The 26885-nt window shown below is 69.6% G+C and carries 24 protein-coding genes and 1 pseudogene; 12 read left to right on the top strand and 13 right to left on the bottom strand.

The features are described from left to right. Positions 1-76: 76 nt before the first annotated feature. The 6 genes from ACFZDE_RS17380 to ACFZDE_RS17355 all read right to left on the bottom strand — a co-directional run bounded on the left by ACFZDE_RS17380 (position 77) and on the right by ACFZDE_RS17355 (position 6288). Positions 77-1219, bottom strand: a complete 1143-nt coding sequence (locus ACFZDE_RS17380) for an ATP-binding cassette domain-containing protein (protein WP_391200490.1) — start codon at positions 1217-1219, stop codon at positions 77-79. Next, the gene (locus ACFZDE_RS17375) at positions 1212-2315 is read right to left on the bottom strand and encodes an extracellular solute-binding protein (protein WP_391200489.1); all 1104 of its coding nucleotides are present in this window, start codon (positions 2313-2315) and stop codon (positions 1212-1214) included. Before ACFZDE_RS17375 ends, ACFZDE_RS17380 begins: the two co-directional genes overlap by 8 nt. 196 nt (positions 2316-2511) lie before the next feature. Continuing rightward, positions 2512-3246: an SDR family oxidoreductase gene (locus ACFZDE_RS17370; RefSeq protein WP_390999722.1), complete on the bottom strand. Its 735-nt coding sequence runs from the start codon at positions 3244-3246 to the stop codon at positions 2512-2514. 69 nt (positions 3247-3315) lie between these two features. Beyond that, positions 3316-4422, bottom strand: coding sequence for an alanine racemase (locus ACFZDE_RS17365; protein ID WP_391200488.1), 1107 nt, complete (start codon positions 4420-4422; stop codon positions 3316-3318). A 177-nt stretch (positions 4423-4599) separates the two neighbouring features. Beyond that, positions 4600-5088 carry an Atu1372/SO_1960 family protein gene (locus ACFZDE_RS17360; RefSeq protein ID WP_391200487.1) on the bottom strand — a complete coding sequence of 163 codons (489 nt, stop codon included), beginning with the start codon at positions 5086-5088 and terminating at the stop codon, positions 4600-4602. 522 nt (positions 5089-5610) lie between these two features. Next, positions 5611-6288 (bottom strand): FCD domain-containing protein, encoded by a 678-nt coding sequence (locus ACFZDE_RS17355; protein ID WP_390999730.1) that lies wholly within the window; start codon positions 6286-6288, stop codon positions 5611-5613. 268 nt (positions 6289-6556) lie between these two features. On the opposite strand from ACFZDE_RS17355, the gene ACFZDE_RS17350 reads away from it, so the two are divergent. From ACFZDE_RS17350 to solA, 4 genes are all read left to right on the top strand, one after another. Next, the gene (locus ACFZDE_RS17350) at positions 6557-7237 is read left to right on the top strand and encodes a haloacid dehalogenase type II (protein WP_391200486.1); all 681 of its coding nucleotides are present in this window, start codon (positions 6557-6559) and stop codon (positions 7235-7237) included. A gap of 56 nt (positions 7238-7293) precedes the next feature. Beyond that, positions 7294-7530 carry a RidA family protein gene (locus ACFZDE_RS17345; protein WP_390999736.1) on the top strand — a complete coding sequence of 79 codons (237 nt, stop codon included), beginning with the start codon at positions 7294-7296 and terminating at the stop codon, positions 7528-7530. 212 nt (positions 7531-7742) lie between these two features. Further along, positions 7743-9146, top strand: a complete 1404-nt coding sequence (locus ACFZDE_RS17340) for an FAD-dependent oxidoreductase (protein WP_391200485.1) — start codon at positions 7743-7745, stop codon at positions 9144-9146. 20 nt (positions 9147-9166) lie between these two features. Beyond that, complete coding sequence (solA, locus tag ACFZDE_RS17335; protein WP_391200483.1) at positions 9167-10312, top strand: N-methyl-L-tryptophan oxidase; 1146 nt, start codon at positions 9167-9169, stop codon at positions 10310-10312. A gap of 38 nt (positions 10313-10350) precedes the next feature. Here the strand turns inward: solA and ACFZDE_RS17330 are convergent. Next, a pseudogene (locus ACFZDE_RS17330) lies at positions 10351-10449 on the bottom strand (GntR family transcriptional regulator); the annotation flags it as partial. 225 nt (positions 10450-10674) lie between these two features. Between ACFZDE_RS17330 and ACFZDE_RS17325 the strand changes: the two are divergent. Next, positions 10675-11571 carry a universal stress protein gene (locus ACFZDE_RS17325; RefSeq protein WP_391200482.1) on the top strand — a complete coding sequence of 299 codons (897 nt, stop codon included), beginning with the start codon at positions 10675-10677 and terminating at the stop codon, positions 11569-11571. 78 nt (positions 11572-11649) lie between these two features. On the opposite strand, the gene ACFZDE_RS17320 is transcribed toward ACFZDE_RS17325, so the two are convergent. The 4 genes from ACFZDE_RS17320 to ACFZDE_RS17305 form a co-directional block, all read right to left on the bottom strand. Then, the gene (locus ACFZDE_RS17320) at positions 11650-13179 is read right to left on the bottom strand and encodes an alpha/beta hydrolase domain-containing protein (RefSeq protein ID WP_391200481.1); all 1530 of its coding nucleotides are present in this window, start codon (positions 13177-13179) and stop codon (positions 11650-11652) included. A gap of 75 nt (positions 13180-13254) precedes the next feature. Continuing rightward, positions 13255-14781, bottom strand: a complete 1527-nt coding sequence (locus ACFZDE_RS17315; protein ID WP_391200480.1) for a streptophobe family protein — start codon at positions 14779-14781, stop codon at positions 13255-13257. A 161-nt stretch (positions 14782-14942) separates the two neighbouring features. After that, complete coding sequence (locus ACFZDE_RS17310) at positions 14943-15683, bottom strand: SDR family oxidoreductase (protein ID WP_391200479.1); 741 nt, start codon at positions 15681-15683, stop codon at positions 14943-14945. 122 nt (positions 15684-15805) lie between these two features. Further along, a complete protein-coding gene (locus tag ACFZDE_RS17305; RefSeq protein WP_391200478.1) occupies positions 15806-17245 on the bottom strand; it encodes an aldehyde dehydrogenase family protein in 1440 nt (479 codons plus the stop codon). A 379-nt stretch (positions 17246-17624) separates the two neighbouring features. On the opposite strand from ACFZDE_RS17305, the gene ACFZDE_RS17300 reads away from it, so the two are divergent. Together ACFZDE_RS17300 and ACFZDE_RS17295 are read left to right on the top strand one after the other, a co-directional pair. Next, on the top strand, positions 17625-18824 hold the full coding sequence (locus ACFZDE_RS17300; RefSeq protein ID WP_391200477.1) for an FAD-dependent oxidoreductase: 1200 nt from the start codon (positions 17625-17627) through the stop codon (positions 18822-18824). A 48-nt stretch (positions 18825-18872) separates the two neighbouring features. After that, positions 18873-20093, top strand: a complete 1221-nt coding sequence (locus ACFZDE_RS17295) for a cytochrome P450 (protein ID WP_391200476.1) — start codon at positions 18873-18875, stop codon at positions 20091-20093. A 174-nt stretch (positions 20094-20267) separates the two neighbouring features. Here the strand turns inward: ACFZDE_RS17295 and ACFZDE_RS17290 are convergent, their stop codons facing one another. Continuing rightward, positions 20268-20897, bottom strand: coding sequence for a TetR family transcriptional regulator (locus ACFZDE_RS17290; protein ID WP_391200475.1), 630 nt, complete (start codon positions 20895-20897; stop codon positions 20268-20270). A gap of 119 nt (positions 20898-21016) precedes the next feature. Between ACFZDE_RS17290 and ACFZDE_RS17285 the strand changes: the two genes are divergently transcribed. The 5 genes from ACFZDE_RS17285 to ACFZDE_RS17265 all read left to right on the top strand — a co-directional run bounded on the left by ACFZDE_RS17285 (position 21017) and on the right by ACFZDE_RS17265 (position 25795). Beyond that, positions 21017-22216 carry a cytochrome P450 gene (locus tag ACFZDE_RS17285; protein WP_391200474.1) on the top strand — a complete coding sequence of 400 codons (1200 nt, stop codon included), beginning with the start codon at positions 21017-21019 and terminating at the stop codon, positions 22214-22216. Between the two features lie 66 nt (positions 22217-22282). Then, positions 22283-22477, top strand: coding sequence for a 4Fe-4S domain-containing protein (locus ACFZDE_RS17280; protein ID WP_390999769.1), 195 nt, complete (start codon positions 22283-22285; stop codon positions 22475-22477). A 201-nt stretch (positions 22478-22678) separates the two neighbouring features. After that, entirely contained in the window at positions 22679-24154 is a 1476-nt protein-coding gene (locus tag ACFZDE_RS17275) for an MFS transporter (RefSeq protein ID WP_391200473.1), read from the top strand. A gap of 186 nt (positions 24155-24340) precedes the next feature. After that, a complete protein-coding gene (locus ACFZDE_RS17270) occupies positions 24341-25057 on the top strand; it encodes a carbonic anhydrase (protein ID WP_391200472.1) in 717 nt (238 codons plus the stop codon). Between the two features lie 42 nt (positions 25058-25099). Further along, on the top strand, positions 25100-25795 hold the full coding sequence (locus ACFZDE_RS17265; protein WP_391200470.1) for a DJ-1/PfpI family protein: 696 nt from the start codon (positions 25100-25102) through the stop codon (positions 25793-25795). Positions 25796-25855: 60 nt separating this feature from the next. Here ACFZDE_RS17265 and ACFZDE_RS17260 read toward each other — a convergent pair whose 3' ends face one another. Continuing rightward, on the bottom strand, positions 25856-26830 hold the full coding sequence (locus ACFZDE_RS17260) for an alpha/beta hydrolase fold domain-containing protein (RefSeq protein ID WP_391200469.1): 975 nt from the start codon (positions 26828-26830) through the stop codon (positions 25856-25858). Between the last annotated feature and the right edge of the window lie 55 nt (positions 26831-26885).

Genomic DNA, 26885 nt, shown 5'->3' with positions numbered 1-26885 from the left:
CGACGCGGGTCCGGCGTGATGCGAGGAGTTTGCGCGGTCGTGCGGGAGCGCCCGCGGTGAGGGTGGCAGCCATGACTCACCCCGCCTGTTCGTCGGCGGGGAAGAGGTTGACGTCGTCCGCCTCGGCGGTGAGCCCGATCCGCTCACCCGCAACGGGACCGCGGCCGGCGGGGACCTCCAGACGCATCAACGGCGCATCCTTGCCGTCGATGCGTACGCCCGCCCGGACCAGAGTGCCCACGTACGTGGCGGTCTCCACCGTGCCGGTACAGAACCCGTCATCGGTGGCACAGGCCCGCAACCGGCCGGGCTGGACGGCGACCTTGACCGGGGCGCCCGAGGCGAGGTCGTGATGGCGGGCCTTGATCAAGCCACCACAGTTGTCGAGGCGGACGAGAGTGTGGTCGCCGTCGTGCTGCTCGATACGGCCGGGCAGGAAGTTGGCCGCTCCGAGGAAGTCCGCCACGAACGGCGTCCTCGGCCGCTCGAACAGCTCGCGAGGGGTGTCGAACTGCTCGATCAGACCGTTGCGCATCACCGCGATCCGGTCCGACATCACCAGCGCCTCTTCCTGATCGTGCGTCACATAGATGACGGTCAGGCCCAGTTCCTGCTGGATCGTCTTGATCTCCACCTGGAGCTGGTCACGCAGCTTCTTGTCCAGCGCGCCCAGGGGTTCGTCCATGAGGATGACCGGCGGGCGGTAGACCAGGGCCCGGCACAGGGCGACCCGCTGTTGCTGACCACCGGACAACTCACGCGGCTTCCGCCCGCCGAAGCGGGACAGGCCCGCGATCTCCAACGTCTCCCCGACACGCCGGCGGATCTCGTCCTTGCCCACCCCGCGCAGCGTCAGCGGGAAAGCGACGTTCTCGCTGACCGTCATGTGCGGGAAGAGCAGGTACTGCTGGAAGACGAAACCGAGGTTGCGCTTTTGCGGCGCCAGGCGGGTGACGTCACGGCCTCCGACGGTGATGGTGCCGGAGTCCGGTTCGCAGAACCCGGCGATCATCATCAGCGTCGTGGTCTTGCCCGACCCGGAGGAACCGAGGAAGGTGACGAACTCCCCCGCCGCGATCTCCATCGACGCCTCGTCGACAGCGATCACGTCCCCGTAGGTCTTGCGCAGTGCCACCACCGACAGCGCCTTGCCGGTCGCCGTGGCCGGCTTGTTGCCGGCCACCTTCACCGACGGCGCCGCGATACCGAATTCAGCCACGAGCCCACTCCAACCAGCGCTTGGTGACGGCCGACTCGTTCTTCAGCCACCAGTCGATGTCCGTGTCGAAACCCTTGTCGTAATACTTGGGCGCACCCGCGGACGCGTTGCGCCGCTCCTCCGTGAGCTTGGCGTAGGCCACGGGCGAGGACGGGTTCGACGGGAAGAACTTGACCAGGTTGGCCTGGCTCTCAGCACGCAGGGAGAAATCCATCAGCTTGTAGGCGTTGTCCACATTCGCCGCGCCCTTGGCGATGGCATAGCCCGAGAACTGGCGGCGCATCCCGTTGAGCTGCCGGGCGACCGGAACGCCCTGCTTCTCCAGATCGGCGATACGGCCGTCCCAGACGGTCGACATCGTCACCTCCTGGCGGCTCAGGAGGACACCCGGGAGCGGGCCGCTGTCCCAGAACTTCTTGATGTCGCCCCGCAACCGGGTCAGCACCTTGAAGGCACGGTCCACATCCAGCGGATACAGCTTGTCCATCGGCACGCCGTCGGCCAGCAGCGCGAACTCCAACTCCGGCAGATCACCATCCGGGTGAACCATCGCGCGGCTCCCCGTGAACGACTTGGTGTCCCAGAAGTCCGCCCACGACTCCGGCTTCTTACCCCCGAACGCGTCCGTGCGGTACCCGATGCACTGGCCGTAGAAGGCGTGGCTGATGGCGTGGTCGGTGATCTGGTTCTCGGGGATCTTCGCGCTCTTCACGCTCTTGATCCGGTCGAGGTCCAGCGCCTCCAGCGCGTCCTGCTTCACGTACTTGGTGTGCGACATCATCGAGTTGTTGATGAGGTCACACTGCGGCCGGCCCTGCTTGATCTGCGCCAGCAGCGGCGCGTCGTCCAGGTTCAGCACCTTCACCTGGATACCGGTCTCCTGCGTGAACGGCGTGTAGATCGCCTTCTGCAGAGCCGCACCATAGGAACCGCCACTGTCACGGACGACCACCGTCTTGCCGCCCTTGCCACCACTGCCACCGGCTGTCCGGCTGGAGCCGGTACCGCAGGCGGAGAGGGAGGGAAGAGCGGCGAGGGCGGCCAGGCCGCCTGCACCGCGCAGGAGCGCTCTACGGCCGATCTGGGCATCACTCATGGCAATACTCCTCATCTGGGGACGCGTGGGACCCAGCTGTGCGGGGGCTTTACCTCGCATGCGGGTGGGGATTGTTCAGGGCGGCAGGCGCGGCGAACGCGGCGAACGCGGACAGTGCATCGCCCGCTTGCCTTGCCGATGGCCGTGGGTGACCGGGTGGGTGGCGGTTTGCTGATGGTGATGCCCAGCAGGGTGCTCAGCCGGCGGTGTACCCGCCGTCGACGGTCAGGACCGATCCGGTCACGTACGACGACTCCCGCGAGGCGAAGAAGAGCACCGCGTCAGCGACCTCTTCAGGGGTGGCGAGGCGCTGGAGCGGGATCGTGCTCTCGCGCTGGCGGCGGTAGGCCTCGGGGTCGGGCTTGCGCTGGAACGCCGCTTCGATGATGGGTGTGGCGGTCAGTCCCGGGGCGACGACGTTGACCCGGATGTTGCGCGGGGCCCATTCGATCGCCGCGCCCTTGGCGAGCATGATGAGGCCCCCCTTGGCGGCGGAATACATGACCTGCCCGGCCATGCCGACCATGCCCAGCCGCGAACTGACGCAGACGAACGAGCCGCCGGTCTCGGGCATCAGCGGGGCGAAGTGCTTCATCACCAGGAAGGCGCTGAGCAGGTTGCTCTCCAGCACGTTCCTCGCGTCGTCGCAGGTCATCTCGGTGAGCGGACCGTCGGCCTGTAGGCCGTGGTTGAGGACGACGACGTCGACGGTGCCGAAGGTCTCTGCGGCCTGCTTGGCCAGGTGCTCGACGAACGTCTCGTCGTTGAGGTCTCCCGGCACGTACAGGTCGTCGGGCTCGGCGCTGTCGAGCCGCTCCCTGCGGCCGGTGAGCAGGAGCCGCCCGCCCTCACGGCGGAAGTGGGAACTCACCGCCTGCCCTATGCCACTGCTGGCACCTGTCACCAGGGCGGTGACATTGTCGAGTCTCATGTCAGGCACTCCTTGCGGGGAAGGTCGGTCGGGTCGCGGGCTCGGGTACGAACTCCCGTCCCGCGCCGGTCAGTTGAGGAAACCGCGGGCGTCGACCGGCCAGCGCTCCAGCGACGTGCCCGTGCTGTCGGTGACGATCAGTTCCTCGAAACCGAGGACGACGGGGCACACATGGTTGGGCACCACGGGGACGACGCTGCCGACGCGGGGGCGGAAGTCGCCGTCCGGTAGCGGGAGGAACCCGTGGTACTCGTTGACCTTGGACAGGACCGCCTGCGTGCCGGCGATGCCGCCGTAGCCGATCTCGGGGCTGCCTTCTTTGCTGAGGACCTTGTTGCCCACATCGACGATGACCTGGTCGGGGACCCAGTCGCTGACCACGGTGCCGGCGACGAACAGCGCGATCTGGTCCTCCGTGCAGGAGCCCAGCCGGGCGTTGTTCAGATCGCCGAAGACGTACTCGCCGGGACGGATCTCGGTGATCACGCTGCTGGTGGAGAACGCGAGGGTGGGAGTGGAGCCGGCGCTGACGACCTCCGCGGTGACCCCGACGCCTTCGAGGCTGCGTACCGCGGTGATGAGCGCGGCCTCCTGGTCCTGCGCGGCGCGTCGGCGGGCGTCCTGGTCGGCGCCGCCGTGGCCTGGATAGGTGAAGACGCCCACCGGCACCAGACCGCGCTTGCGGGCAGCGAGGGCGAGGTCGCCCGCGAACTCGGGCGGCGCCCCGGAACGGCGGGCGCCGCAGTCGACCTCGATCACGACCTGGAGGCGGCCAGGTTCGTCTCCCATCGCGTCCGCGAGGGCCTCGATCGCCGCGACGTTGTCGACGCCGACCCGCAGTCGGGATGACTCGGCGAGCCGGCGGATCCGGGGCTTCTTCGAGCCCGCGGCCCAGATCGGGTAGGCGAGGAAGATGTCGTCGAACCCGGCCGCGGCGAAGACCTCGGCCTCACCGACGTTTCCCGCGGTGATGCCGACCGCGCCGGCCTCTGTCTGACGGCGCCCGATCTCCACGCACTTGTGCGTCTTGACGTGCGGTCTGACCTTGAGGTTGTGCTGGTCGGCGAAGCCCTGGACGCGGTCGATGTTGCCCTGCATGACGTCGGCCAGGACGACAGGCGCGGGGGTGTCGATCCGCTCGACCAGAGCGTCGAGTGCTCGTTGCAGCTGGTTCACGCTGCTCTCCTTGTGGTTCTGCCAGGAATGATCGAGGAAAACGATCGAGGGAAAGTGATCGAGAGAAAGTGATCGAGGGATGTGGGTGCTGACCCCGCTCCCCCTGGATTCCGAGTGCGCGCGCGGCCCGCGATGTCGCGCGTACTCGGGTACTGGTGCACCGCCGTCGAGGACGCTCTACACAGCGGTGATGACCATCTGGATCTCGACCGGACTGTTGAGCGGCAGCCCGGCGACACCGATCGCGGTGCGGGCGTGCCGTCCGTTCTCGCCCAGTACCTCGATGAGCAGTTCACTGGCCGCGTTGGCGACCTGCGACTGCTCACCGAAGTGAGGCGTACTGGCCACGAAGACCAGCATCTGCACGATCCGGACCCGGTCCAGATCGCCCACCGCCTGCACGGCGGCGGCAAGACAGTTCAGCGCGGCATCCTGCGCGAGTGACCGCGCCGTCTCGAGGTCGACGTCGTTGCCGACAGTGCCCTGACCCAGCAGCCAACCGTCCCGGTAGGGCAGCTGGCCCGAGATGTGGATGCTGGAGCCCACCGTCCGGTGGTGCACGTAGTACGGGTTCTCCCGGAGCTCGGGAAGGGCAAGCCCCAGGGCCTGAAGCCGATCGGAAGCCGAGTCGGTGCTCGCTGCCGAAGTCTCATGAATCTTGATCATCTGTGCTCGGCTCTCTCTCGAGCAGTGGCGCCGACAAAACCCCTTATAGCGGCTTAAAACCGTCGGCCTATTGTCGTTTGTCGACCATATGGCGGCCTGTTGAGCACTGTCAATACGAACTTCAACCTCGAACGCGGCCACGGAATCAGCTCGGGAGCGCGGTGTGGCGGTCCGGTGCGAGCGCGCGCGGGCCAGGAGGAACGCCGGACCTTCACCGCGACCACGAAAGAGGCCCGGACGCCGCACCAGCGTGCGGAACGGCATCCGGGCCGGCCGAGAAGGGGCCCGCGCCGACGGGCAGCGCGCGTTCGGCGACCGATGGCGGTGCGACGAGCGCACCGTGCGGGTCAGTGTGCCGTCTCGGCCATGTCGCAGGTGTGGCACACCACTCTGCGTGCCGGGATGCGGCCGTACGCGACACCCAAGCCGATCTGGCGGGTGACCTGTACCTGTCGTACGCGGGCGTGACTCTCACAGGCGGCCAGGCCACAGCGCGAACCCGCCCAGGCTACGCACACCCACTCAGGGAGCGGGCTCCTCCGCGTCTTCCGTCCTGTCCCCCAGCCCCATGGGGAAATGGGCAGCCAGTTCCCGGCGGAACGCGTCGGTGTCACCGCCCAGGGCAACGGCGGCCAACCTCTCATGCTCGACGACCAGTTGCTGCGGGTCATCGCTGTAGGTGCGGTGGTCGACGCTGAGATGGAGACGCAGCTTGGTCTCCCAGCCGTTCCAGAGACTCTGCAGGACACCGTGGCCCGAGAGATCGTAGAAGAGCCTGTGGAACCGGAGGTGCGCGTCGATGCTGGCCGGGATGTCGTCCTTCTCCATGGCACGGCGAAGATCCTCGACGGTTTGCAGCAACTGGGGCCGCTCAGGACCGCGCAGCGCTTCGGCCGAGAGCTCGGCGGCGTACGGCTCGACACGCAGTCTGACCGAGTCGATCTCGGCGACCTCCCGAGCGCTCACCTCTACTACGAACGCCCCACGGTAGGGGATCTTTACGACGAGGCCTTCCTCCTCCAGCTTGGTCAGCGCCTCGCGCAGCGGAGACCGGCTGATGCCGAGATCCGCGGCGATGTGCGCCTCGCGCAGCTGGCCACCAGGAGGCACGGTCCCATCGAGGATGGCGGCACGCAGTGTGCGGTAGACGCCCTCGGGCGTCGTCGTCCGCTGCTCCTGCCACTCGAACTTGTGGTCCACCCCGTGACCCTCCCTCAGTGATCGCCGACCACTTGGTCGTTTGTCGACTATACCTCCGCCGGTTGCACCGACGGCATCGAGCGGCCGCGCCAGTGGATCACCTCATGCGCACAGAAGGGGAGCCAATCCCCCTCCCCCACCAGGCCCCCCACCAGGCCCCCCGGCCCTGTTGACAGCCCGGACACATTCGGTCGACAATCGACCAGCCGGATGGTCGACAATCGACCAACGCATCGGATTGCCCCACCCAAGCACACATGGAGGACCAGTGGCATTCGACATCAAGCCCAAGTACGCGACGTTCGACATGAACGGAACGCTGATCAAGTTCGCCATCAACGACACGATGCGTGAGGTCCTGGGCGACCGGCTGCCGGCCGAGGTCGCCGATGAGTACCTGCGGATCTGCAAGGCGTACCGAATCGACGAGTGCACGGGCGCGTACCAGCCGTTCCACCAGGTCGTCGCGCGCTCCATGGAGCGCGCCTCGCGCAGCGTCGGCATCGAGTACCGCGAGGACGAGGCGCGGGCGGTGTACGAGCGCATCCCCACCTGGGGCCCGTACCCCGGTGTCACCGACGCACTGAACCGTCTGGCCGAGGAAGTCCCGCTGGTCATCGTCACCAACAGCGACGCCGCCCACGCCGTGCGCCTCGCGGAGAACCTCAAGGCTCCCTTCGAGGTCATCATCAGCGCCGAGGAGATGGGCGTCTACAAGCCTCGACTCCGCGCCTTCGAGTACATGCTCGACAAGCTCGGCGTGGCACCCGACGAGATCGTCCACGTCTCCGCGAGCCCGATGTACGACCACCGCTCCGCGGCCATCATGGGCATCGAGAACAAGGTGTACGTCGACCGCGGTTGGGAGCACGACGAGCACTGGCTCGGCTACGAGCGGATCACCGACATCGCCGACCTGCCGGTCCTCTTCGGCCTGCCGCGCCCCTGACGCCTGAGCCCGAGCCGAGAACTGAGGAAAATGACGCACAGCAAGAGGGTGGTGGCATGACTCAGCCCCTGCCTCACACCGTCAGGGGTGACTCGGCTGCAGAAAGGCTCCAGGCCCTGGGTCTGGCCAGTACGCCTCACTTCGGTGAGCAGTCGCAGGTCGCCAACGCGGCCAGTGAACTGCTCATCGAGGTACTGGGCGAGAACGGACGGCACGCCCGCACCGCGATCGGTGTCGCCGGGCTGCCGCTCAACACCCCGGTCGAGATGCAGATGATCTGCACCGCGGTGTAGCGGCGCGTACGAAATGGAGGGCCTCGGGATCGCAGCCGGCAGCCGCTCAGGCACCTCGCCGCTCCCCGAGGATCGTCGCCGCCGTCCCCTTCCTCATGTCGTGCGAGTCCTCATACATCATCAGGGCCGACCCGACCCGCCCCGTCGACGACGGCCACACGGCCTGCCGGCACCGGCCCACACGGTTCCCAGACACACAAGAAGGACACGACATGAACGCGCCCGCGGCACCACCCCGCAACGGAGAGCTCGGCTTCTGGGTGGCCCAACTGGCCGACAAGAAACCCTCGTTCCCTCGTTTCACCGGTCAGGACTCCGTCGACGTGGCCATTGTCGGCGGCGGCTACACCGGCCTGTGGGCGGCATACTTCGCCAAGAAGCTCGAACCGTCCCTCTCCGTCGCCGTCTTCGAGGCCGAACAGGTGGGCTACGGCGCGTCGGGGCGTAACGGTGGCTGGCTCTCGGCGATGCCGCCGGGAAACCGTGCCACCTTCGCCCGCGTCGGCGGAGGGCTGGAGGCGAGCCGGGCGCTACAGCGGGAGTTCGTCGCCGGTGTCGACGCCGTCCTGGACATCCTCCGGACCGAGGGCATCGACGCCGATCAGCACAAGGGTGGCGCGCTCGTCGCCGCCCACACGCGGGCGGGGCTGGGCCGGCTTGTCACGCGGCGCGATGCCGAACTGAAGTACGGGCTGACCGACGACGAGGTCCACCTGCTCGACCGGGAGGAGTTCCGGTCCCGGATCAACATCTCCACCGTCCACGGCGGGCTCTTCTACCAGCACTGCGCGCGGATCCACCCCGCCAAGCTCGTCTACGGACTCGCCGACACCCTCGCCTCCATGGGGGTGCGGATCTACGAGGGCAGCCGCGTGGACAGCGTCGAGGGCAAGACCCTCACCCTGGCCAACGGGCGTGTCACCGCGGCGAAGACGTTCATCTGCACCGAGGGCTATTCGGGACAACTGCTGGGCCGCCGGAGTTTGATCCCGGTCAATTCCTCGATGATCGTGACCAAGCCCCTGCCCAAGGAGGCATGGCGGCAGATCGGCTGGGACGGGCCCCAGTGCCTCAACGACTCCGCTCACACGTTCATCTACTCCCAGCGGACGTCGGACGGCCGTATCGCCATGGGGGGCCGTGGTGTCCCCTACCGCTTCGGGTCCGGCACGGGGGGAGCCGGTGCGACCGCCCGGTCCACCATCGACCTGATCTCGCACAAGCTCAGCACCTTCTTCCCGGGGATCCCCTTCGAGGTGGATCACGCCTGGTCGGGAGTCCTGGGCGTGACGCGGGACTGGAACGGCGGTGTGCACTGGGACCCGGCATCCGGGATCGGATCGTCCACCGGCTACGCGGGACACGGTGTCACGGCGGCCTATGTCGGCGGCCGGACTCTCGTGGAGCTCGCCTTCGAGAAGGAAACCGAACGGACCACGCTCCCCTGGGTGGGCCATCGGGCGCCGAAGTGGGAACCGGAGCCCATCCGCTGGCTGGGTGTTCACGCCATGTACCGGCTCTTCGGTATCGCGGACCGGTGGGAAGAGCGCAGGGGCTCCAGCAAGACCTCCCTCCTTGCCCGATTCGGCAGCCGCCTCGCCGGACTTCACGAGTAGACGATAAGGAAACCGCTCTCATGGACGCACAACTCGCAGTCATCGGCCTGGGCAGCATCGGGAGCATGGCCCTGTGGCAGGCCTCCCGGCTGACCGACTCGGTGGTGGGTTTCGAGGCCGCCACCCCCGCCCATGGCCGCAGCGCCGTGGGCGGGGACACCCGGCTGTTCCGCATGATCTACCTCGGCAGGCCCGAGTACTACCCCATCATCGAGCGCTCCCGCGGCCTGTGGACCGAGCTCGAATCCGAGACCGGGCAGGACATCCTCACCACTACCGGCGGCCTGTCCATCGGCACCGCGAACGGCAGCTACATCAACAGCCTCATCGAGGCAACACGCATCACCGGAGCCGAGCACCACGTCCTCAGCCGGGAGGAGATGGCCGAACGCTACCCGCAGCACAATCTCCGCCCCGACGACTGCGCCGTCTACGACCCCCGCGCCGGCGTTCTGCGCACCGACCGCGCCGTGAGCGCAGCCGTCGAGGCGGCCCGGGCCAACGGCGCAACCGTCCTGCAGAACACACCGGTCGACAGCATCACCGAAACCGACCGCGGCGTGGTCGTCACCTCGGGCGATAGAACCTGGACGTTCGAGAAAGTCATCGTCGCCTCGGGCGGCTGGTCGCGAAAGCTCATGCCCGACCACCTCAAGGCCGTCACGGAAACCCACCGGATCGTCCTGACCTGGTTCATCGCCCGGGACGCCACCCAGTTCTCGCCGGAGAACTTCCCCGCCTTCAGCCGGTGGTACGAGGACCGCTCCATGTACGGCGCGCCCGCCGTGGACGGCGTGACGGTGAAGGCATCGGTGGACGGGCCGGTCGCCGGGCGCGCGAGGGCGACCCCCGACCCGGACGCCGTGCCCAGGGAACTCACCCGGGAAGAAGTCGAGAAGGTCACCGAGATCGTCACCGAGTTCTTCCCCGGCCTGATCCCCACCATCGCGCGCTCGGACGCCTTTCCCGACCTGTTCACCGAGGACAGGCATCCCCTCGTCGGCCGGCTGGACGAGAACAGCAGGATCTACTGTGCCACCGGGTTCTCCGGAAAGGGCTTCAAGACGGCGACCGGCTACGGCCACATCGCCGCACACGAGGCGCTCGGCAAGCAGACCGTGGAAGGCCTGGACTTCGTGCGGCCGGACCGCTTCAAGACCGGGTAGCCCCATTCACGGTTCCTCGACAGTTTCGAGACGCGAACGCGGACCGCCACGGCGCTTGCCGCCACCCGGATCTTGACCGCTTCCCGGGCGAGATTGCGCGACAGGCCCAGCTGGGCGGCCAGGTCCGGCTCCGGAGGCGTGTCCGTCAGAGACACCGCGCGTCCCTCCCCTCACCGTGCCCGGCCGACACGTCCGGCCTGATCAGCCGCGGAGCACGGCGCCGGACCGCCGGACACTGACCCCGAGGCGTCCGACGCCGCCGCCTTTCGGTTCCCCCGCAGAGGCGGCACCGGCGGACGTCTGGAGGAGCCTGCGCTCGGGTACCCGTGGTGCTCCCGGCACCAAGGGCAGGAGGAGCAGCCATGACCAGCGCCATGCCGACGCCGAAGCGCCCCGTCCTCGCTGGTATCGACCGCGGGCCTGGCCATGACGATCTCGTACGGTTCGCGGCCCGCGAGGCGGCACTGCACCGACGCCCCCTGCGTATCGTGCACGCCTTGGAGCTGCCACTGCCCGGAGGCTCCATTACCGACCAGGATGAGAGCCGCTCCGCTTCCAAGGCGGGTGCCCAGCTCATGGCACATTACAAGCAACTGGCACTCGAAGAGGCTCCAGAGCTCTCCGTGGGCGCCGAACTGATCATGGGACATGCGGCGGCAGGGCTGATCGAGCGCTCCGCGGACGCGGAGTTGATCGTGATCGGCCACCGCGGCAGTGGCGGGTTCCCCCGGCTGCCGCTCGGATCGGTGAGCTGGCAGGTGGCCACGCACGCCGACTGCCCCGTCGTCGTCGTACGTCCCGCAGAAACGGCGGAACGGCCGCAGAACCGTGTGGTCGTCGGCGTCGACACCGATGACGCCTCGCTGCAGGCCCTTGACCTGGCGTACCTGGAAGCCGATGTGCGCGGTGCTCACCTCGACGTGGTGCACTGCGCCTTCAACATCGCCACGTCTCCCACCGGAGCCATCGCAACGGTCCCCGTGGACCCCACCGCGGCGCAGAGCGGCGAGCAAGAGTTCCTGGACAACGAACTGAGGAGACGACGTGACCGCCACCCTGACGTAACGGTGACTTTGCGCATCGATCACAGCTCAGCCGGACCGCTGCTCGTCGAGGTCTCCGCCGGTGCCAGCCTGCTGGTCGTCGGTTCCAATCGGCGCACCGGCGTGCGCCGATTCCTGCTCGGATCCGTCAGCGCCGAAGTGCTGCACACCGCACACTGCCCAGTCGCCGTCGTCCCTCTTCAGCGCGGCGACTGAGTCCATACGGGGCCGGCGGTGACCGTCCCTCGGGGTCCGCCCCGCCCACCAGGTGGTGGGTGGGGCGGACCCCGTCGGTCACGACGTCGTCGGTGCCTTCGACCATTCCTCCGCCGCCCGGTCGAGCAGGGGGCGGCGGTCCCTTTCGAGGAGCAGTCCGTTCGCGACCAGGCCGGTGACCCGGGCGTCGTAGACGCCGAGGTAGTCGTCGAGCGAGCCGTAGCGCCGCTTCAGTTCCTCGGCTGGGTAAGGCTGCCACCCCCCGTAGTTGCCGCATACCGCGGTGATGCTCGCGGTGGACACCGGTGGCACCGCCGGCGGAATCGGTGAGCCGAGCGGCAGGTCGGCCGCGGGGAAGCGCACTCCGCCGATCGGGAAACCGTCGGCGTCGGTCTGCGGCACCGTCACCTCCCGGCCGGGCAGACCGTTGAGGAGTGCCGGGTCGGCGGGCCGTGCACCGGCCTTGAACACCTGCTCCGGCGGCATCTGTTCGCGCGGGCCGTTGATGCCGAGGCGGCGCTCCAACGCCACGAGCAGGGCCCGGCCGTAAGGCTGGCTGTGCACGGGACTGAGCGGGATCGGCCTTTTGTCGTTGCAGCCGAACTGCTCGAACGCGGTGTCCGCCGAAGCGGCGCTGAGAACCGGGTTGTGGGCGGCCGGCCAGTCGTACCGGTGGTAGCCGTGGGCCGGGTCGGCCTGCCGGGAGACGCTGCCCCGGAGTCGGTAGTAGTCCGTATAGGCCGCCACATCCACGAAGACAGGGTCCGTCGCCGGCCGACGCAGCACCTGCTGCGGAGCGAGTGGCACACCGTCCGGCCGCGTGTACGGGATCTGGGACTCGCCGTCCGCCGCGGCGACGCCGTTGATCGCGAGCTGGTTACCGGCGCCGTCCTGGGCATAGGCGCCCTGGAAGACCCGCCCGCCGGCGTCGTTGAAGCCCTCGGCGACGAAGCTGGTGACGAACCAGCTGGCCTGGCTCAGCCCCACGAGCAACCGGTGCTCGTACGCACCGAGCGGCGAGTCCTCCTCGTCGAGCCGTCCCGTGCGCAGCAGCCGCCCGAAGTCACGGACGATGACCTGGCCGACGCCCTGGGCCGATTCCGGCACTCCTGGTGAGATGCCGGTCTGCCACTGAACCCGCGCGTAGGAGCGCCCTTCGTCGAACAGGAAGCCGTCGCCCATGCCCGCCGGGTACGAGACGTCCTGCGGAGCTCCCACGGGCGGCTGGGTCCGGAACGAGTTGTAGCCGTGGAGCATCAGGGGTATCCCCCGGTTCTCCGCCTCCACCACGACCTCGGAGCGCCCGTCCTTCCCCACGGGACGGATCAGTTCGAAGCCAGAGGTGTAGGTGTGCTGCCCGTCGGCTCCGGCGACGGAGTCGAGTCCGGCCACGGGTTCCGCAGCCGACACGGTACCGGTGACAGTGCCTGCCAGCCGCTCGTACGGCACACCGCCGAAGCTGCCCAGCGACTCCTTGCGCGTCACCTCCACGTCGGTGATGCGCGAGGAGCGCTCCTCGTCGGTTCGGACGAGCACTGCGGCCGCCGCCGTCGCGGGAACGACCAGGCACGCGCCCAGGCCGAGAGCCAGTAAGCGTCGTCGTTTCATGGGATCTCCTTGAATCTGCGTGTGTGGGGAAGAGGGGCCTGGTGGGTCAGGGCCCGTCGCGAGCGGGAAGGTCGGTCAGCGGTGGCCGAGCGGGGTTTCCGGGGGAGCTGGACGCAACGCCCTGGGCCGTCGCTCCCAGGAGGCGGCGCGCAGCAGACTGCCGAGGAAGCCGGCCGCTCCTCCGGCCAGCAGCCCCAGCAGCGCGGCCAGCGGCGCGCTGCCGCTGAGTTCCGCCTGTGTGCCGCCCATCTCGCTGCCGAAGACGGTCGCTGAGATGTGGCCGGACGCCTGGACGAGCCAGGTCGTGAGGCCCAGGGTCGAGCTCAGGACCATGCCGAGGCGTAGCGCCGGTGCGAGGTGCTGTCCCCAGCGTGTCCGGTGGCCGCTAGGGAAAGGGGCCTGTGCCGTGCCCCGTGCTGCCGCGTAACCACAGGCCAGGAGGGCGAGAGCGGTCATCAGCAGGGCCAGGAGCCACAGCGGCAGGCCTGCTGCCGTCAGGTCTTCGAGGTGCGAGACCCGGTCGGGACGCGGCTGCGTCTGCTCGCCCCCCAGCATGCGGAGCAGCGAGACGAGCGGGTTGCCGTCCTCGCTCGGCGCCTGGTGCGTCGAGGCCGTCCAGGGAACGCCCAGACCCAGCGTCACGAACACGACCGCGGTGTCCGGAGCCAGCAGGAGGGCGGCGCCCGCCGCGGTCGCGCCCTTCCCCCCGACGCATACGCCGACGAACACGACGACGGCCAGCGGAACGACCGTCATCAGCACGAGCATCCGCGCGACCGCCGAGACGCTCGGCGCCCACACGGCTCGCAGTCGGCTGGTCTGCCACGGCATCGGCAAGTGCGCGCGTCGGGTGATCAGGCAGCCGAGGGCGATCACCACGGCCACCCACAGGAGTCCGCCCAGCACGGTCGAGCCGGCCTGGACCTGATAGTTCATCACCATGTCCTGGCTCGCCCGGGAGCCACCGCCCAGCCCCAGTCCACCCAGGCGCTCCCCGAGTTCGCCGCCGAACAGGCCACCCAACGGGCCGCGCCCGCTGCCGGGTCCGCCTGACGACGAGTCCTCGCCCCGCATTCCGCTCATCGCGGACGCCGGCATGCGGAACGAACCTTCCGCGAGGCCCGCCACGATCAGGAAGCCGAGCAACGCCGTCGCCACGGCTCCGGCGGTCCGCCCGGCCAGCTCACCCGCGGTGGATCGCCGCCCGCGCATCCGCCACGAGAACAGCCGCCACAGCACCATGGCGCCGAGCAGGGTCACCCCGAACGGCACCGCGTCGACCGCGCCGCTCATGGCCGGGCTCAGCCCACCGCCGCTCAGCAGGCCGGAAAGCCCTCCGGAGCTCTCCGCCCCGGAGGCGGCCGCCGCAGGGCTCACGGAGCCTGCCACGGCCATGGCGGTCAGCGTGGGCGCCAGGGACCACAGCGATCCGAAGGACGCTGCGCCCAGCAGCCACAGTGCCAGTGCCGAGACGGCCACCATGGCGACGATGGCGCAGAGTGCGGCCGCCGCCCCCTCCAGCGCGTTCTTCAGTGGGCTTTCGGGGCGGGCCGGCTCGGCCTGCGGCGACCTTCGCTCGGGTTCGACGGTGATGTCAGTCATCTCAGGGGTACTCCGCTGCGTTTCGGTGACGCACACGGCGTGGGGCCGCGTGGCGTTTGGACCGCGGCGGAGGCCGCGGGATCGGAGCGTCCGGCTGGGCGAGCCGGACGCTCCCTCTCCCAGGAGGCGCCGAGATGGCTCCCAGGAGCATGTGGCGCCGGTCAGCGGAGCAGCGAGCCCCAGCCGCCGTCGATCGGAACGGCCAGCCCCGTGAGGTAGGAGGAGCGTTCCGAGGCGAGGAAGAGAGCCAGTTCGGCGACCTCCTGGGGGGTGCCGCCGCGTTGCATCGCCGGCTTCTGGAGCTTCTCCGGTGCCGCCTGGACCGCGTTCTGGCCCATGTCGGTGAGGATGATGCCGGGGCAGAGAGAGTTGGCGCGGATTCCGTCGGTGGCGTACTCGGTCGCGGCTGCCCGGGTCAGTGCGATGACGCCCGCCTTGGCGGCCGAGTAGACGCCTGCATAGGCGCCGGAGGTGGCCAGGGCGGCCAGTGAGGCCCAGTTGACGATCGAGCCGCCGCCGGTGGCGCGCATGGTGCGGATGCCGTGTTTGGTGCCCAGGAACACGCCCTTGAGGTCCACGGCCATGATCCGGTCGTACATCTCCAGGGTGGAGTCGGCGAGCGGTGCTCCGTCGGCGATGCCGGCCACGTTCAGTACGGCGTCCACGCGGCCGAACTCGCGTACCGCTGTCTCGAACATCGCGACGACCTGGTCCTCCTGGGAGACGTCGCAGCGGACGGGTACGACCGCCTCGCCGAGCTCGGCCGCGGTGTCCTTCTCCTTGCCGCTGATGTCGGCGGCGACGACCTTGGCACCGTGCTGGACGAAGAGCTCCGCGCAGGCTTTGGCCATGCCGGCGCCGGCTCCGGTGATCACTGCGACCTTGCCGTCCATGTCACCCATGGGTTTTCTCCTTCGTGGTGGGTGGGGCGGCCCCTGGTGGGGGCCTTGTGGTGGGGCCTCGTGGTGGGGCAGACCTGCCGACGGGCTCGTGGGCAGGCGTGGTTCGGATGTGTGCCGGAGTGTCAGGCCTTGATGACGGCGGCCTTCTCCCGGGTGAACTCCAGGACGGCGTCGTGGCCGTAGCCGCTGTCCTTCACGCCGCTGAACGGCAGCTCGTAACGCGTCTGGCGGTAGGAGTTGACCCACACGTTGCCCGCGTCGAGGTCGCGCACGAAGCGGTGCGCGCGGGCCAGGTCACGGGTCCACACCCCGGAAGCCAGGCCGTAGCGGCTGTCGTTGGCCAGGGCCAGGGCTTCGTCGTCGGTGTCGAAGGGGATGACCACGGCCACGGGGCCGAAGATCTCCTCCTGACAGATGGACAGCGAGTTGTCCGATGTGGTGAAGAGGGTGGGTTCGACCCAGTGGCCGCCCGGAAGTTCGGGGACCAGTCCGGGGCCGTGCCGACCGCCGAAGACCAACTCGGCTTCCTCCGCACCGGACGTGAGGTAGCCGACGACGCGGTCGTACTGCTCCCGGGAGATGAGGGGCCCCATGGTGGTGGTGTCGTCGGCCGGGTCGCCGAGGACGACGTTCTCGGCGATCGTGCGGATACGCTTCAGCATCTCGTCGAGGACGGTCCGCTGGACGAGGATCCGGGAACCGGCCACGCACACCTGTCCGGCATTGCCGGTGAAGATGGACTCGACCGTCACACCCTGCGCGGCGGCGTCGAGGTCGGCGTCGGCGAAGACGATGTTGGGGGACTTCCCGCCGAGTTCGAAGATGCTCGGGGTGAGGGTGTCGGCCGCCGCCCGCTGGATGGCCCGGCCGGTCTGCGTCGACCCGGTCATGGTGACCTTGCGGACGTCCCGGTGCCGGACGAGCGGGTCGCCCACCTCCTCGCCGGTGCCGGAGACGATGTTCAGGACCCCGGGCGGCAGCACCTCGGCGACGAGCTCGGCGAAGCGCAGCGATGACACGCTCGCCTGCTCCGGGGGTTTGACGACCACGGTGTTGCCCGCCGCGAGCGCCATGGCCGCCTTGTTGCACAGCATGGCGAGCGGCGCGTTCCACGGGACGATCGCCGCGACGACGCCGTAGGGCTCGCGCCGGGTGAAGCCGAAGCTGGTCGGGTCGAGCACGACGCTGTCGCCGGTGACGGCCTCCAGCGTCCGGCCAGCGGCCTGGTTCCACACGAACGCCATGCCGATTCCGGCGCGTTGGAGGTTCTCGCCGAGGAGACGGCCGTTGTCGCGGGTCTCCAGACGGGCCAGTTCCTCACCGTGTTCGGCGAAGACCATCGCCACCTGCTGCAAGTAGAAGCCGCGGACCGCCGCCGGCAGCGCCGACCAGCCGGGGAAGGCCTCCTTCGCGGCGGCGACCGCGGCGTCCACGTCCGCCTGGTCGCCGGCGGGAATCCGCGCCCAGACCTCACCGGAAGCCGGGTTCTCCGCGTCGAGCCATCGCCCCGACTCCGATGGTCGCAGCGTGCCGCCGATCAGGTTCCGATACGCCTCAGTCATGCTTCGCCTCTTTCCGGGAGTGAACTGGCCTCCGCCCCACGAGAGGGGCGGGGCGGAACGCCATGGGCGCAGGGGGCACGTCATGACGTCCAGGGCCTGAAGCCACTAAAACGATTGGAAGCTATCGTTTTGTGGAAGCAGGCGTCAACGAACAGAAACCGCACTTCACGTGGCTTTTTCTAGTTCGTTCTTCCGGATACGACCCAGGGAGGACGGATCCAACGCCACTTACTTCTCAGGTATGTTGTACAGCGACCGCAGCCAGGTGAGAGTAGCTATCAGAACAGGGAGCCGAGCGGTTCCTCGCAACGGCTCAGCAAAGGAGACATCTGATGCAACTGAAAGCCGGCATCGGCGCACCGGGTCGCGGGGCGGCCTCGTGAACCGGATCGTGGTGGTCGGCGCCTCGGCGGGCGGACTGGCCACAGCGGAGGCACTGCGCCGGGCCCGCTACGAGGGTGCGATCACTCTCGTGGGCGACGAGCCCCACGCCCCCTACGACCGCCCACCCCTGTCGAAGCAACTGCTCAAGGGCGACTGGCAGCCGGACCGTCTGGCGCTGCGCCCGGCGGCGGACATCGACGCCCTCGGTCTCGACCTGCGTCTCGGGGCGACCGCGGTCGGGCTGGACCGCGGCTCCCGCCGGGTGCACCTGGCCGACGGCGGCGTGGTGCCGTACGACGCGCTGGTCGTCGCCACCGGTGTCCGCCCCCGCCGTCTGCCCGGCAGTGACGGCGTGTCCGGTGTGCATGTGCTGCGTACCGTGGAGGACGCGCTGGCCCTCAAGGAACGGCTGCGGCCGGACCGGCGCCTGGTGATCGTCGGAGGCGGGTTCATCGGGGCGGAGGTCGCTGCCACGGCCCGTGCGCTGGGCGTCGCGGTGACCCTCCTGGAGGCGGACACGGTCCCCATGGGCCAGGCCGTCGGCGACGAGACCGGACGGTTCCTGACCGGGATCCATCTGGCCCACGGTGTGGACGTGCGCACCGGCACCTCGGTCCGCGAGATCCGGAGTGCGGCCGGCCGGGTCACCGGTGTCGTGCTGTCCGACGGAAGCGAGTTGCCGGCCGACGACGTCCTGGTGGCCATCGGCTCACTGCCCAACACCGAGTGGCTGGAGGGCAGCGGACTGGCCCTCCAGGACGGGCTGCTGTGCGACGAGTACTGCGCTGCCGCACCCGACGTCCACGGCGTCGGTGACGTGGCCCGCTGGCACAACCCGCTCTTCGGCACGTCGATGCGCGTCGAGCACCGTACGAACGCCGCCGAGCAGGCCATGGCCGTCGCCCGCAACCTCCTCACGCCCGACCAGCGGCGGCCGTTCGCGCCGGTGCCGTACTTCTGGTCCGACCAGTACGACGTGAAGATCCACGCGTACGGCTCACTGCGCGGCCACGACGAGGCGCTCGTCCTGAAGACCGAGGGCGCTCGGCGTCTCCTCGTCGCCTATCGCCGGGGCGAGCGGCTCACCGGCGTGCTCGCCGCGGGGCTGCCGCCCAGGGAGACGCGCGCCTGGCGCTCGCTCGTCGCGGCCGGCACCGCCTGGCCGGAGGCCGTCATCGGCGCACCCGCCGCCTAGCCCGGCGGCCACAACTCTCTTCACCACCGACCCCCCACTGGAGGACCCATGAACACGGCCACCGACCCGACCGGCGACCTCGGTCTGCCCGCCTACCCCGCCGCCCGCTCCGCGCGCTGTCCGCTCGATCTGCCTGCCGAGTACGAGAAGTGGCGCCTGGGCGACGGACTGCAGAAGGTCCGGCTGTGGAACGGTGAGACCGCCTGGGTCGTCACCCGCCACGAGGACGTCAAGTTCGTCCTGTCCGACCAGCGGATCAGCGCCGACACCATCCGCTACCCCCGGATGCACCCGGGCGCTGAACAGCAGCAGGTGCCGTCGTTCCCGCGCATGGACGACCCCGAGCACGCCCGGATCCGCCTGATGCTGACCAAGGACTTCACGGTCAAGCGCATGGAGGCGATGCGTCCCCAGGTGCGGGCGATGGTCGACCGGTTCCTCGACGAGATGACCGCCCAGGGCGACTCGGCCGATCTCGTCGCGTCCTTCGCGCTTCCGATGCCGTCCCTGGTCATCTCACTGCTGCTCGGAGTGCCCTACGAGGACCACGAGTTCTTCCAGAAGCACAGCATCACGATCAACCAGCCGGACGTCACCGCGCAGGAGAAGAGCCAGGCCAGTGCCGAGCTGTTCGGTTTCCTGCTGGAACTCGTGCAGCGCAAGCAGCGCGAGCCCGGCGACGACCTGATCAGCCGGCTGATCGCCGAGCGCGTCGAGACGGGAGAACTCCAGCCGGAGGAAGTGGCCATGAACGGCCTCGTCCTGCTCATCGCCGGGCACGAGACCACCGCCAACATGATCGGCCTGGGCACGCTGACCCTGCTGGAGCATCCGGAGCAGGCGGCCGTGGTCCGGGACAGCGACGACCCCAAGGTGGTCGGCAACGCCATCGAGGAGCTGCTGCGTTACCTCTCGATCGCCCAGGACATGATCTGGCGCGCCGCCCACGAGGACCTCGTCATCGGCGGCCAGGAGGTCAAGGCCGGGGACATCATCGCCGTCAACCTGCCCGCCGCCAACCACGACCCGTCCTTCATGGACAACGCCGGGTCCCTCGACATCTCCCGTAGCACCCGCGGGCACATCGCCTTCGGCTACGGCATCCACCAGTGCCTCGGCCAGAACCTGGCCCGGGTGGAACTGACGGAGGCGCTGCCCCGGCTGCTGCGCAGGCTGCCCGGCCTCCGTCTGGCCGTGCCCCTGGAAGAGATCCCGTTCCGGGGCACCATGGCCGCCTTCGGCGTCCACGAACTGCCCGTCACCTGGTAGACGACGGGACTCACAGACGGGCGGCCTCCACCGCGGGGGCGCCCCTCCAGCGCCGCCACACCACCGGACAGGTCGGGCGGCGCACCGTGGGACCGGCGGTCCGAGCCACCCCCCGCCGCCGGTCCCACGGCCCCTCCGGAGGACAGGCCGGGCCGAATCGGCTGCCGTCCTCGGTCAGGCGGGCCGGGTTCCCCGCGTCGGCCACTGCCTGAGCGGCTCGGGTGACGGAAGCGCGCTGGGCTGCGCGGGCGCGAGACCATCGAGCAGCAAAGTGATGTAGCGCTTCCAGCCGGCGCTGCCGGGCTGGACCGTGTGCAGCACGCTGAGCAGCATCACCGTGATCCGGTGGAGGTCGTCGGGCACGAGGTCGGCGCGGACCCGCCCGGCGATCTGTGCCCGCCGGGTGACCACCATCAGGGCCTCGTAGAACGGTTCGGAGAGTTCGGAGGCCAAGGAGCCCGAGTCGCGCACGGCGCCGAGGAGGCCTCGTTCCTGCGCCGCGAAGGAGACCGAGGCCTCCCACAGGGTCGCGAGCGCGCGCAGGGGATCGCTGTCGTCGAGGGCTCGGGCGATCGCGGGCGACATCGCCTCGGTGATCTTCTGTTCCAGCGCCGCCCTGACCAGTTCCTCCTTGTTCGGGAACCGCCGGTACAGCGTCGCGATACCGACACCGGCGCGACGGGCGATCTCCTCCAGCGAGGCGTCAGGGCCGCTCTCGGCGTACATCGCGCGCGCGGCCCGGAGGATCTTCTCGGAGTTGCGGGCGGCGTCGGCGCGCAGTCGACGCGGAGTTTCAGCAGTCACCGCTCCACCCTATCAACCGATAGTTCACTACCCATGAGACGCCTTACCGAGTTTCTCAATCCACGATGCAACCGATAGCGTCATCTCAGTTAGAGCCTTGCCCCACCAAGGAGTCGCCCATGTCGCTCACCCCGCCCGCCTCCTATCCGTTCACAGCCGAGAAGCTCGACCTCAGCCCTCTCTACTCCGCCCTGAGGGAGCAGCCACTGAGCCGGGTACGACTCCCTTACGGCGAGCCCGCCTGGCTGGCCACCCGCCACGCGGACGCGCGGTTCGTCCTCGGTGACCCCCGCTTCAGCCGGAACGAAAGCCTCCGGCGCGACGAGCCGCGCATGCGGCCCTTCCCGACCCCGCCGGACGCCCTCATGATCATGGACCCGCCGGAGCACAGCCGCCTGCGCCGGCTCGCGGCCAAGGCGTTCACCGTCAAGCGGGTCGAGGACTGGCGGCCCCGGATCGAGCGGATCGCCACCGATCTGGCCGACCGGATGTTCGCCAAGGGCGCCCCCGCCGATCTGGTCACCGACTTCGCGCTGCCGCTACCGATCAGCGTGATCAGCGCCCTGCTCGGCGTGCCCTTCGAGGACCGGGAGAACTTCCAGATCTGGGCCGAGGCGTTCATCTCCACCACCAAGTACACGGCGGAGGAAGCGGCCGAGCACCGGGCAAGCCTGACCGCCCATATGACCGGCTTGATCGCCGAACACCGGGAGCATCCCCGCGACGACCTGATCGGCGACCTCGTCGCCGCGCGGGACGAGGACGACCGGCTCTCCGAGGAAGAGCTGCTGACCATGCTCTCCGGCCTTCTCGTCGGCGGCTTCGAGACGACCGCCACTCAGATCAGCAACTTCGTGTACCTGCTGCTCACCCACCCCGAGCAGCACGCGGCCCTGCGCGCCGACCTGGACCGGATCCCGCAGGCGGTGGAGGAACTCCTGCGCTTCGTCCCGCTGACGACCGGCACCGCCTTCGCCCGCTACGCCCTGGAGGACGTCGAGGTCGGCGGGGTGACCGTGCGGGCCGGCGAGCCCGTGGTGGTCGCACTGCACTCGGCGAACCGGGACGAGTCCGTCTTCACCTGCCCCCACCGACTCGACCTGGAGCGCCGTGAGGCGCCCCACCTCGCCTTCGGGCACGGCGCACACCACTGCCTGGGCTCCCCGCTCGCCCGGGTGGAACTGCAGGTGGCTCTGCGCACCCTGCTGACCCGCTTCCCGGGCCTGCGGTTCCACGAGTCCGAGGCGGACGTCGTCTGGAAGTCCGGGGTGCTCACCCGCGGTCCGGAACGCCTGCCGCTCGCCTGGAACCACGACTGACCTGCCGTCCCCAACCCAAGAACCCCACCCGTCACAGCACAGACCCCCACATCGGAGGAAAGAACCATGCACATCGAATTCGACGAACCCAAGTGCGTCGCCGCGGGACAGTGCGTCGTCGCCGCACCCGAGGTCTTCGACCAGCGTGACGAGGACGGGATCGCCATCCTGCTCACCGAGAACCCCGCCGCCGATCTGCACGAGGGCGTGCGGGAGGCCGCGGCGGTCTGTCCGGCGGCAGCCATCCGCCTGAAGGAGTAGCCGCGCGGTCGGCACCCCCACCCCGCACCCCGCAGCCGGGCCGCCGCCGGCCCGGACGGCGCTCCCCCACTTCCCCGGGGGAGCGCCGTCTCCCTCAGGCGCCAAGCCACTTCCTCCGGGGAGCACCGCCTCCGCCATGCGCCAAGCCACTCCCCCGAGTCATCACACCCCTGTCCCGTGCCCCACCCGAGAGGCCCTTCCATGTCCGCAGCATCATCCCCGTCGGCCGTCGAGGAGGCGTCCCCGGCTCCGCGAGCGAACGCCGTCGTGGCTGCCCTGGCCTTCGGCGGGATCGCGGTCTCGCTGATGCAGTCCCTCGTCATTCCCTTGATCCCCGAGCTTCCGGAACTCCTCGGCGCCTCCCCGAGCGACACGGCCTGGGCCATCACCGCCACACTGCTCGCCGGCGCGGTCGCCACCCCCGTCATGGGCCGGCTCGGTGACATGTACGGCAAGCGGCGGATGCTGCTGCTCAGCCTCGCCCTCCTCGTGGCCGGCTCGGTGGTCTGCGGCCTGAGCGACTCCCTCACCCCGATGGTCATCGGCCGGGTTCTGCAAGGGCTGTCCGCCGGCGCTGTCTCACTCGGCATCAGCATCATGCGCGACGAACTGCCCGCCGAGCGGCTGCCCGGCGCGACCGCCCTGATGAGCGCGTCCCTCGGCATCGGCGGTGCGCTCGGGCTGCCCGCGGCCGCCCTGATCGCCGATCACTTCGACTGGCACGTGCTGTTCTGGGCCTCCGCGGTCCTCGGTGTCCTGGCCGTGGTCCTCGTCGTCACGATCGTCCCCGAGTCCGAGGTGCGCACGGGCGGCCGCTTCGACCTGGTGGGCGCGGCCGGTCTCTCCGCCGGACTGGTCTGTCTGCTGCTGGCCGTGTCCAAGGGAGCCGACTGGGGCTGGAGCAGCGCGACCACCCTCGGCCTGTTCGGCGCCGCCGCGATCGTGCTGCTTCTGTGGGGACGCTTCGAACTGCGCACCGGCGCGCCGCTGGTCGACCTGCGCACCAGCGCCCGCCCCCAGGTGCTGTTCACCAACCTCGCGTCCGTCGCCATCGGCTTCTCGATGTTCGCGCTGTCCCTGGTCCTGCCGCAGCTGCTGCAACTGCCCGAGCAGACCGGCTACGGCATGGGCCGGGACCTGCTGACCGTCGGTCTGGCCATGGCCCCGATGGGCCTGGTGATGATGGCCACGACCCCGCTGTCCGCCCGCATCACCAAGGCCCGCGGCCCCAAGGTCACCCTGATCGTCGGCGCGCTGGTAGTCGCCGCCGGTTACGCGACCGGCACCGTGCTGATGGCCGAGATCTGGCAGCTCGTCGTGGTCGGCTGCATCGTCGGCGCGGGCATGGGACTGGCGTACGGCGCGATGCCCGCGCTCATCATGGGCGCCGTACCGGTGTCCGAGACCGCCGCGGCCAACAGCCTCAACACCCTGATGCGCTCCCTCGGCACATCCTTCTCCAGCGCCGTCATCGCCGTGGTCCTGGCTCAGATGACCACCGACTTCGCGGGCCACGCCCTGCCGTCGGAGGACGGCTTCCGGACCGTCCTGGCCATCGGCGCCGGCGCCGCCGCGCTGTGCTGCGCGCTCGCCGCCCTGTTGCCCGGCCGGAAGCCCGTCGCTGCCCCGGCGAACGCGTCGGCCAAGGCGTCGGACGCGGCGAAGACCTCCCTGTAGGCGGTTTGCAGGCAGTACTCAAGTAGCAATCGCCGCGCCCTGATTCGCTTCCCGGGTACCGGGGGCGCCGGGAAATCCACTCCTACATTTGGGCTCACCCCACAACCGACAGCGGAGGAAACACCAATGGGCAGGGTTGTACAGCCGAGGCGCAGATCCATACTCGCCGGAGGACTCGTGGCCACCGTGGCCGCGCTTTCCGGCTGCTCGTCGGATGCGGACAGCACGACAACGCAGAACGCGGCGAAGGCCTCCTCGCCGTCCCCGACCGTCCACGGCGGGTCCTCGGACGATCGGCCGGACGCGCCGTGGGCGGCTTTCGCCCGGCTGATGGAGGGCAACAAGCGCTGGGTGGACGGGAAGTTGACACACCCCGACCGGGACCCCAGCCGACGCCAGTTCGTCGCGGAGGAGCAGGATCCCTACGGCGTGATCCTGTCCTGCATCGACTCCCGGGTGCCTCCGGAGCTGCTGTTCGACACCGGGCTCGGCGACCTGTTCGTGATGCGCACGGGCGGGCAGGTGGTGGGACCGGTGGTCACCGGCTCCGTCGAGTACGGGCCCATGACGTCGGGGACGCCGCTGATCGTCGTACTCGGGCACCAGCGCTGCGGCGCGGTCAAGGCCGCGTACAAGGCGCTGAAGGACAACAAGCCACTTCCGGGCAACCTGCAGTCCATCGCCGAGGCACTGCGGCCCGCGTACGAGGAGACGGCGAAGGCCAAGCACGCCGACCCGGTCGACGCCATGATCCGCGTCCATACCAAGCAGACCTCCGCCGCCCTGCGGTCCAACGCGGATCTCGCCCCCCTCGTGAAGAAGGGCGACCTGGCCGTCGTCAGCGCCTACTACTCCCTCGACACCGGCCGTGTGGAAGTCCTGACCGGTGCGCCTTCCGCCTGACGGCACGGGCCAGCCGCGTAAGTCGTCCCCGAAAGGAATTCCATGCCCCGCACGAACCGCATCCTCGTCATCGTCACCAGCACCGGCGAGTACGAGAAGGTCGGATACCGCACCGGTCTCTGGCTCGGTGAACTCACGCACTTCTACGACGTCGCCGAACAGGCCGGATACGACGTCACCATCGCCAGTATCCAGGGCGGGCCCGTGCCCCTCGACCCAGAGAGCCTCGCCCACACCGTCCTCGGCGACCTCGGCACCGACCAGCGGTACACCGACCGCCGGTTCATGGACAGGCTCAAGGACACCATGGCCGTGGCCCAGGCCGGCGTCGACGACTACGACGCCATCTACCTCACCGGCGGACACGGCGTCATGTTCGACTTCCACCAGAGCCGGGCACTGGAGACCCTCATCGCACGGTTCCACGACACCGGCCGGATCGTCTCGGCCGTCTGCCACGGCCCATGCGGTCTGCTCGACGTCACACTCAGCAACGGCGAACCCCTGGTGAAGGGCAGGAACGTCACCGGCTTCTCCTGGCGGGAGGAGGAACTCGCCCAGCGGGCGGACGCCGTCCCCTACAGCCTGGAGGACCGGCTCAGGGAACTCGGCGCCGGCTACAGCACCGCGGACCAGCCCTTCGACGTCCACGTCGTCGAGGACGGCCGCCTCATCACCGGCCAGAACCCCGGCAGCGCCAAAGCCGTCGCCGAGGCAGTGGTCCGGCATTTGGCCTGAGCGGCCGTCCCCCTCCTGACGGCCTGCCGGTCGCGTGGCATGTGGGGGACGTCCCCTCGTTCACTCGGCAAGGAGCCGCCGCAGCCAGTTCAACCGCGCGGCCACAGCCGTACGGGCGAGGGCGGTCTGCGGGGCGAAGCCCTCGAAACCGTGGAAACCGCCCGGCCACACATGCAGTTCGGCCACTTCGCCGGCCTGCCACAGGCGGGAGGCGTACGTGACGACCTCGTCCCGGAAGGTCTCCGCCGAGCCGACGTCGAGATAGACCGGGGGCAGCCCGGACAGGTCCTCGGCACGGGCGGGCGCCGCGTAGGGGGACACGTCCGGGCCACCACGCCGGTCGCCCAGCAGCGCTGTCCAGCCGGACTCGTTGGCCGTACGGTCCCAGATGCCCAGGCCCTGCATCTGGCGGGCGGACGGTGTGTCGTTGCGGTCGTCGAGCATCGGCCCCATCAGCAACTGTCCGGCAGGCCGCGCGCCCTTGCGGTCCCTGAGCAGCAGGGCGAGCCCGGCGGCGAGGCCACCGCCCGCGCTGGCTCCCGCTATGACGATCCGCTCGGGATCACCGCCGATCTCCCGCGCGTGACCGGCCGTCCACACCAGGCCGGCGTACACGTCCTCGATGGGCGCGGGGTGCGGGTGTTGCGGGGCGAGCCGATACTCGACGGACACCACCACCGCGTCCAGCTCCCGCGCCCAGTCCACGACCATGTCCACACCGGACCGGTTGTTGCCGATCACCATGCCGCCGCCATGGACGTGATAGATCACCGGCCGCGGGCCGCCGGACGCCACGGGGCGGCAGATCAGGAGCGACACGCCGGGAGCGCCCTCAGGACCCGGTACGACCCGGTCCTCGACTTCGAAGTAGCCCTGGTGACTCAACTGTTCGTCGTCCGGGGCCGCGGCGTCCAGCATCTGGCGCGCGGCGGCGATCCCCTCCGCGCTGAGATCGGACAGGGTGCCGCCCTCTGCTTCCATCGCCCGCAGAACGGCGTCGAGTTCGGTGTCGAAGGGGGGCGGTGTCGGTGTCACGGGGCTCCTCAGATGGTTTTCGGACGGCCGGCCGCGGCAGAACGGTGTCGTCGGC

This window comes from Streptomyces sp. NPDC007929 (assembly GCF_042959065.1).
Taxonomy (GTDB): domain Bacteria; phylum Actinomycetota; class Actinomycetes; order Streptomycetales; family Streptomycetaceae; genus Streptomyces.
This window is presented reverse-complemented; position numbering and strand designations above follow the sequence as displayed.

Bases quoted from the DNA above. Each gene is read 5' to 3' on its own strand.
- ACFZDE_RS17375 (WP_391200489.1), bottom strand. From the start codon at position 2,315: ATGAGTGATGCCCAGATCGGCCGTAGAGCGCTCCTGCGCGGTGCAGGC.
- ACFZDE_RS17370 (WP_390999722.1), bottom strand. From the start codon at position 3,246: ATGAGACTCGACAATGTCACCGCCCTGGTGACAGGTGCCAGCAGTGGC.
- ACFZDE_RS17360 (WP_391200487.1), bottom strand. From the start codon at position 5,088: ATGATCAAGATTCATGAGACTTCGGCAGCGAGCACCGACTCGGCTTCC.
- ACFZDE_RS17345 (WP_390999736.1), top strand. From the start codon at position 7,294: ATGACTCAGCCCCTGCCTCACACCGTCAGGGGTGACTCGGCTGCAGAA.
- ACFZDE_RS17340 (WP_391200485.1), top strand. From the start codon at position 7,743: ATGAACGCGCCCGCGGCACCACCCCGCAACGGAGAGCTCGGCTTCTGG.
- solA (WP_391200483.1), top strand. From the start codon at position 9,167: ATGGACGCACAACTCGCAGTCATCGGCCTGGGCAGCATCGGGAGCATG.
- ACFZDE_RS17325 (WP_391200482.1), top strand. From the start codon at position 10,675: ATGACCAGCGCCATGCCGACGCCGAAGCGCCCCGTCCTCGCTGGTATC.
- ACFZDE_RS17320 (WP_391200481.1), bottom strand. From the start codon at position 13,179: ATGAAACGACGACGCTTACTGGCTCTCGGCCTGGGCGCGTGCCTGGTC.
- ACFZDE_RS17315 (WP_391200480.1), bottom strand. From the start codon at position 14,781: ATGACTGACATCACCGTCGAACCCGAGCGAAGGTCGCCGCAGGCCGAG.
- ACFZDE_RS17310 (WP_391200479.1), bottom strand. From the start codon at position 15,683: ATGGGTGACATGGACGGCAAGGTCGCAGTGATCACCGGAGCCGGCGCC.
- ACFZDE_RS17305 (WP_391200478.1), bottom strand. From the start codon at position 17,245: ATGACTGAGGCGTATCGGAACCTGATCGGCGGCACGCTGCGACCATCG.
- ACFZDE_RS17295 (WP_391200476.1), top strand. From the start codon at position 18,873: ATGAACACGGCCACCGACCCGACCGGCGACCTCGGTCTGCCCGCCTAC.
- ACFZDE_RS17285 (WP_391200474.1), top strand. From the start codon at position 21,017: ATGTCGCTCACCCCGCCCGCCTCCTATCCGTTCACAGCCGAGAAGCTC.
- ACFZDE_RS17280 (WP_390999769.1), top strand. From the start codon at position 22,283: ATGCACATCGAATTCGACGAACCCAAGTGCGTCGCCGCGGGACAGTGC.
- ACFZDE_RS17275 (WP_391200473.1), top strand. From the start codon at position 22,679: ATGTCCGCAGCATCATCCCCGTCGGCCGTCGAGGAGGCGTCCCCGGCT.
- ACFZDE_RS17265 (WP_391200470.1), top strand. From the start codon at position 25,100: ATGCCCCGCACGAACCGCATCCTCGTCATCGTCACCAGCACCGGCGAG.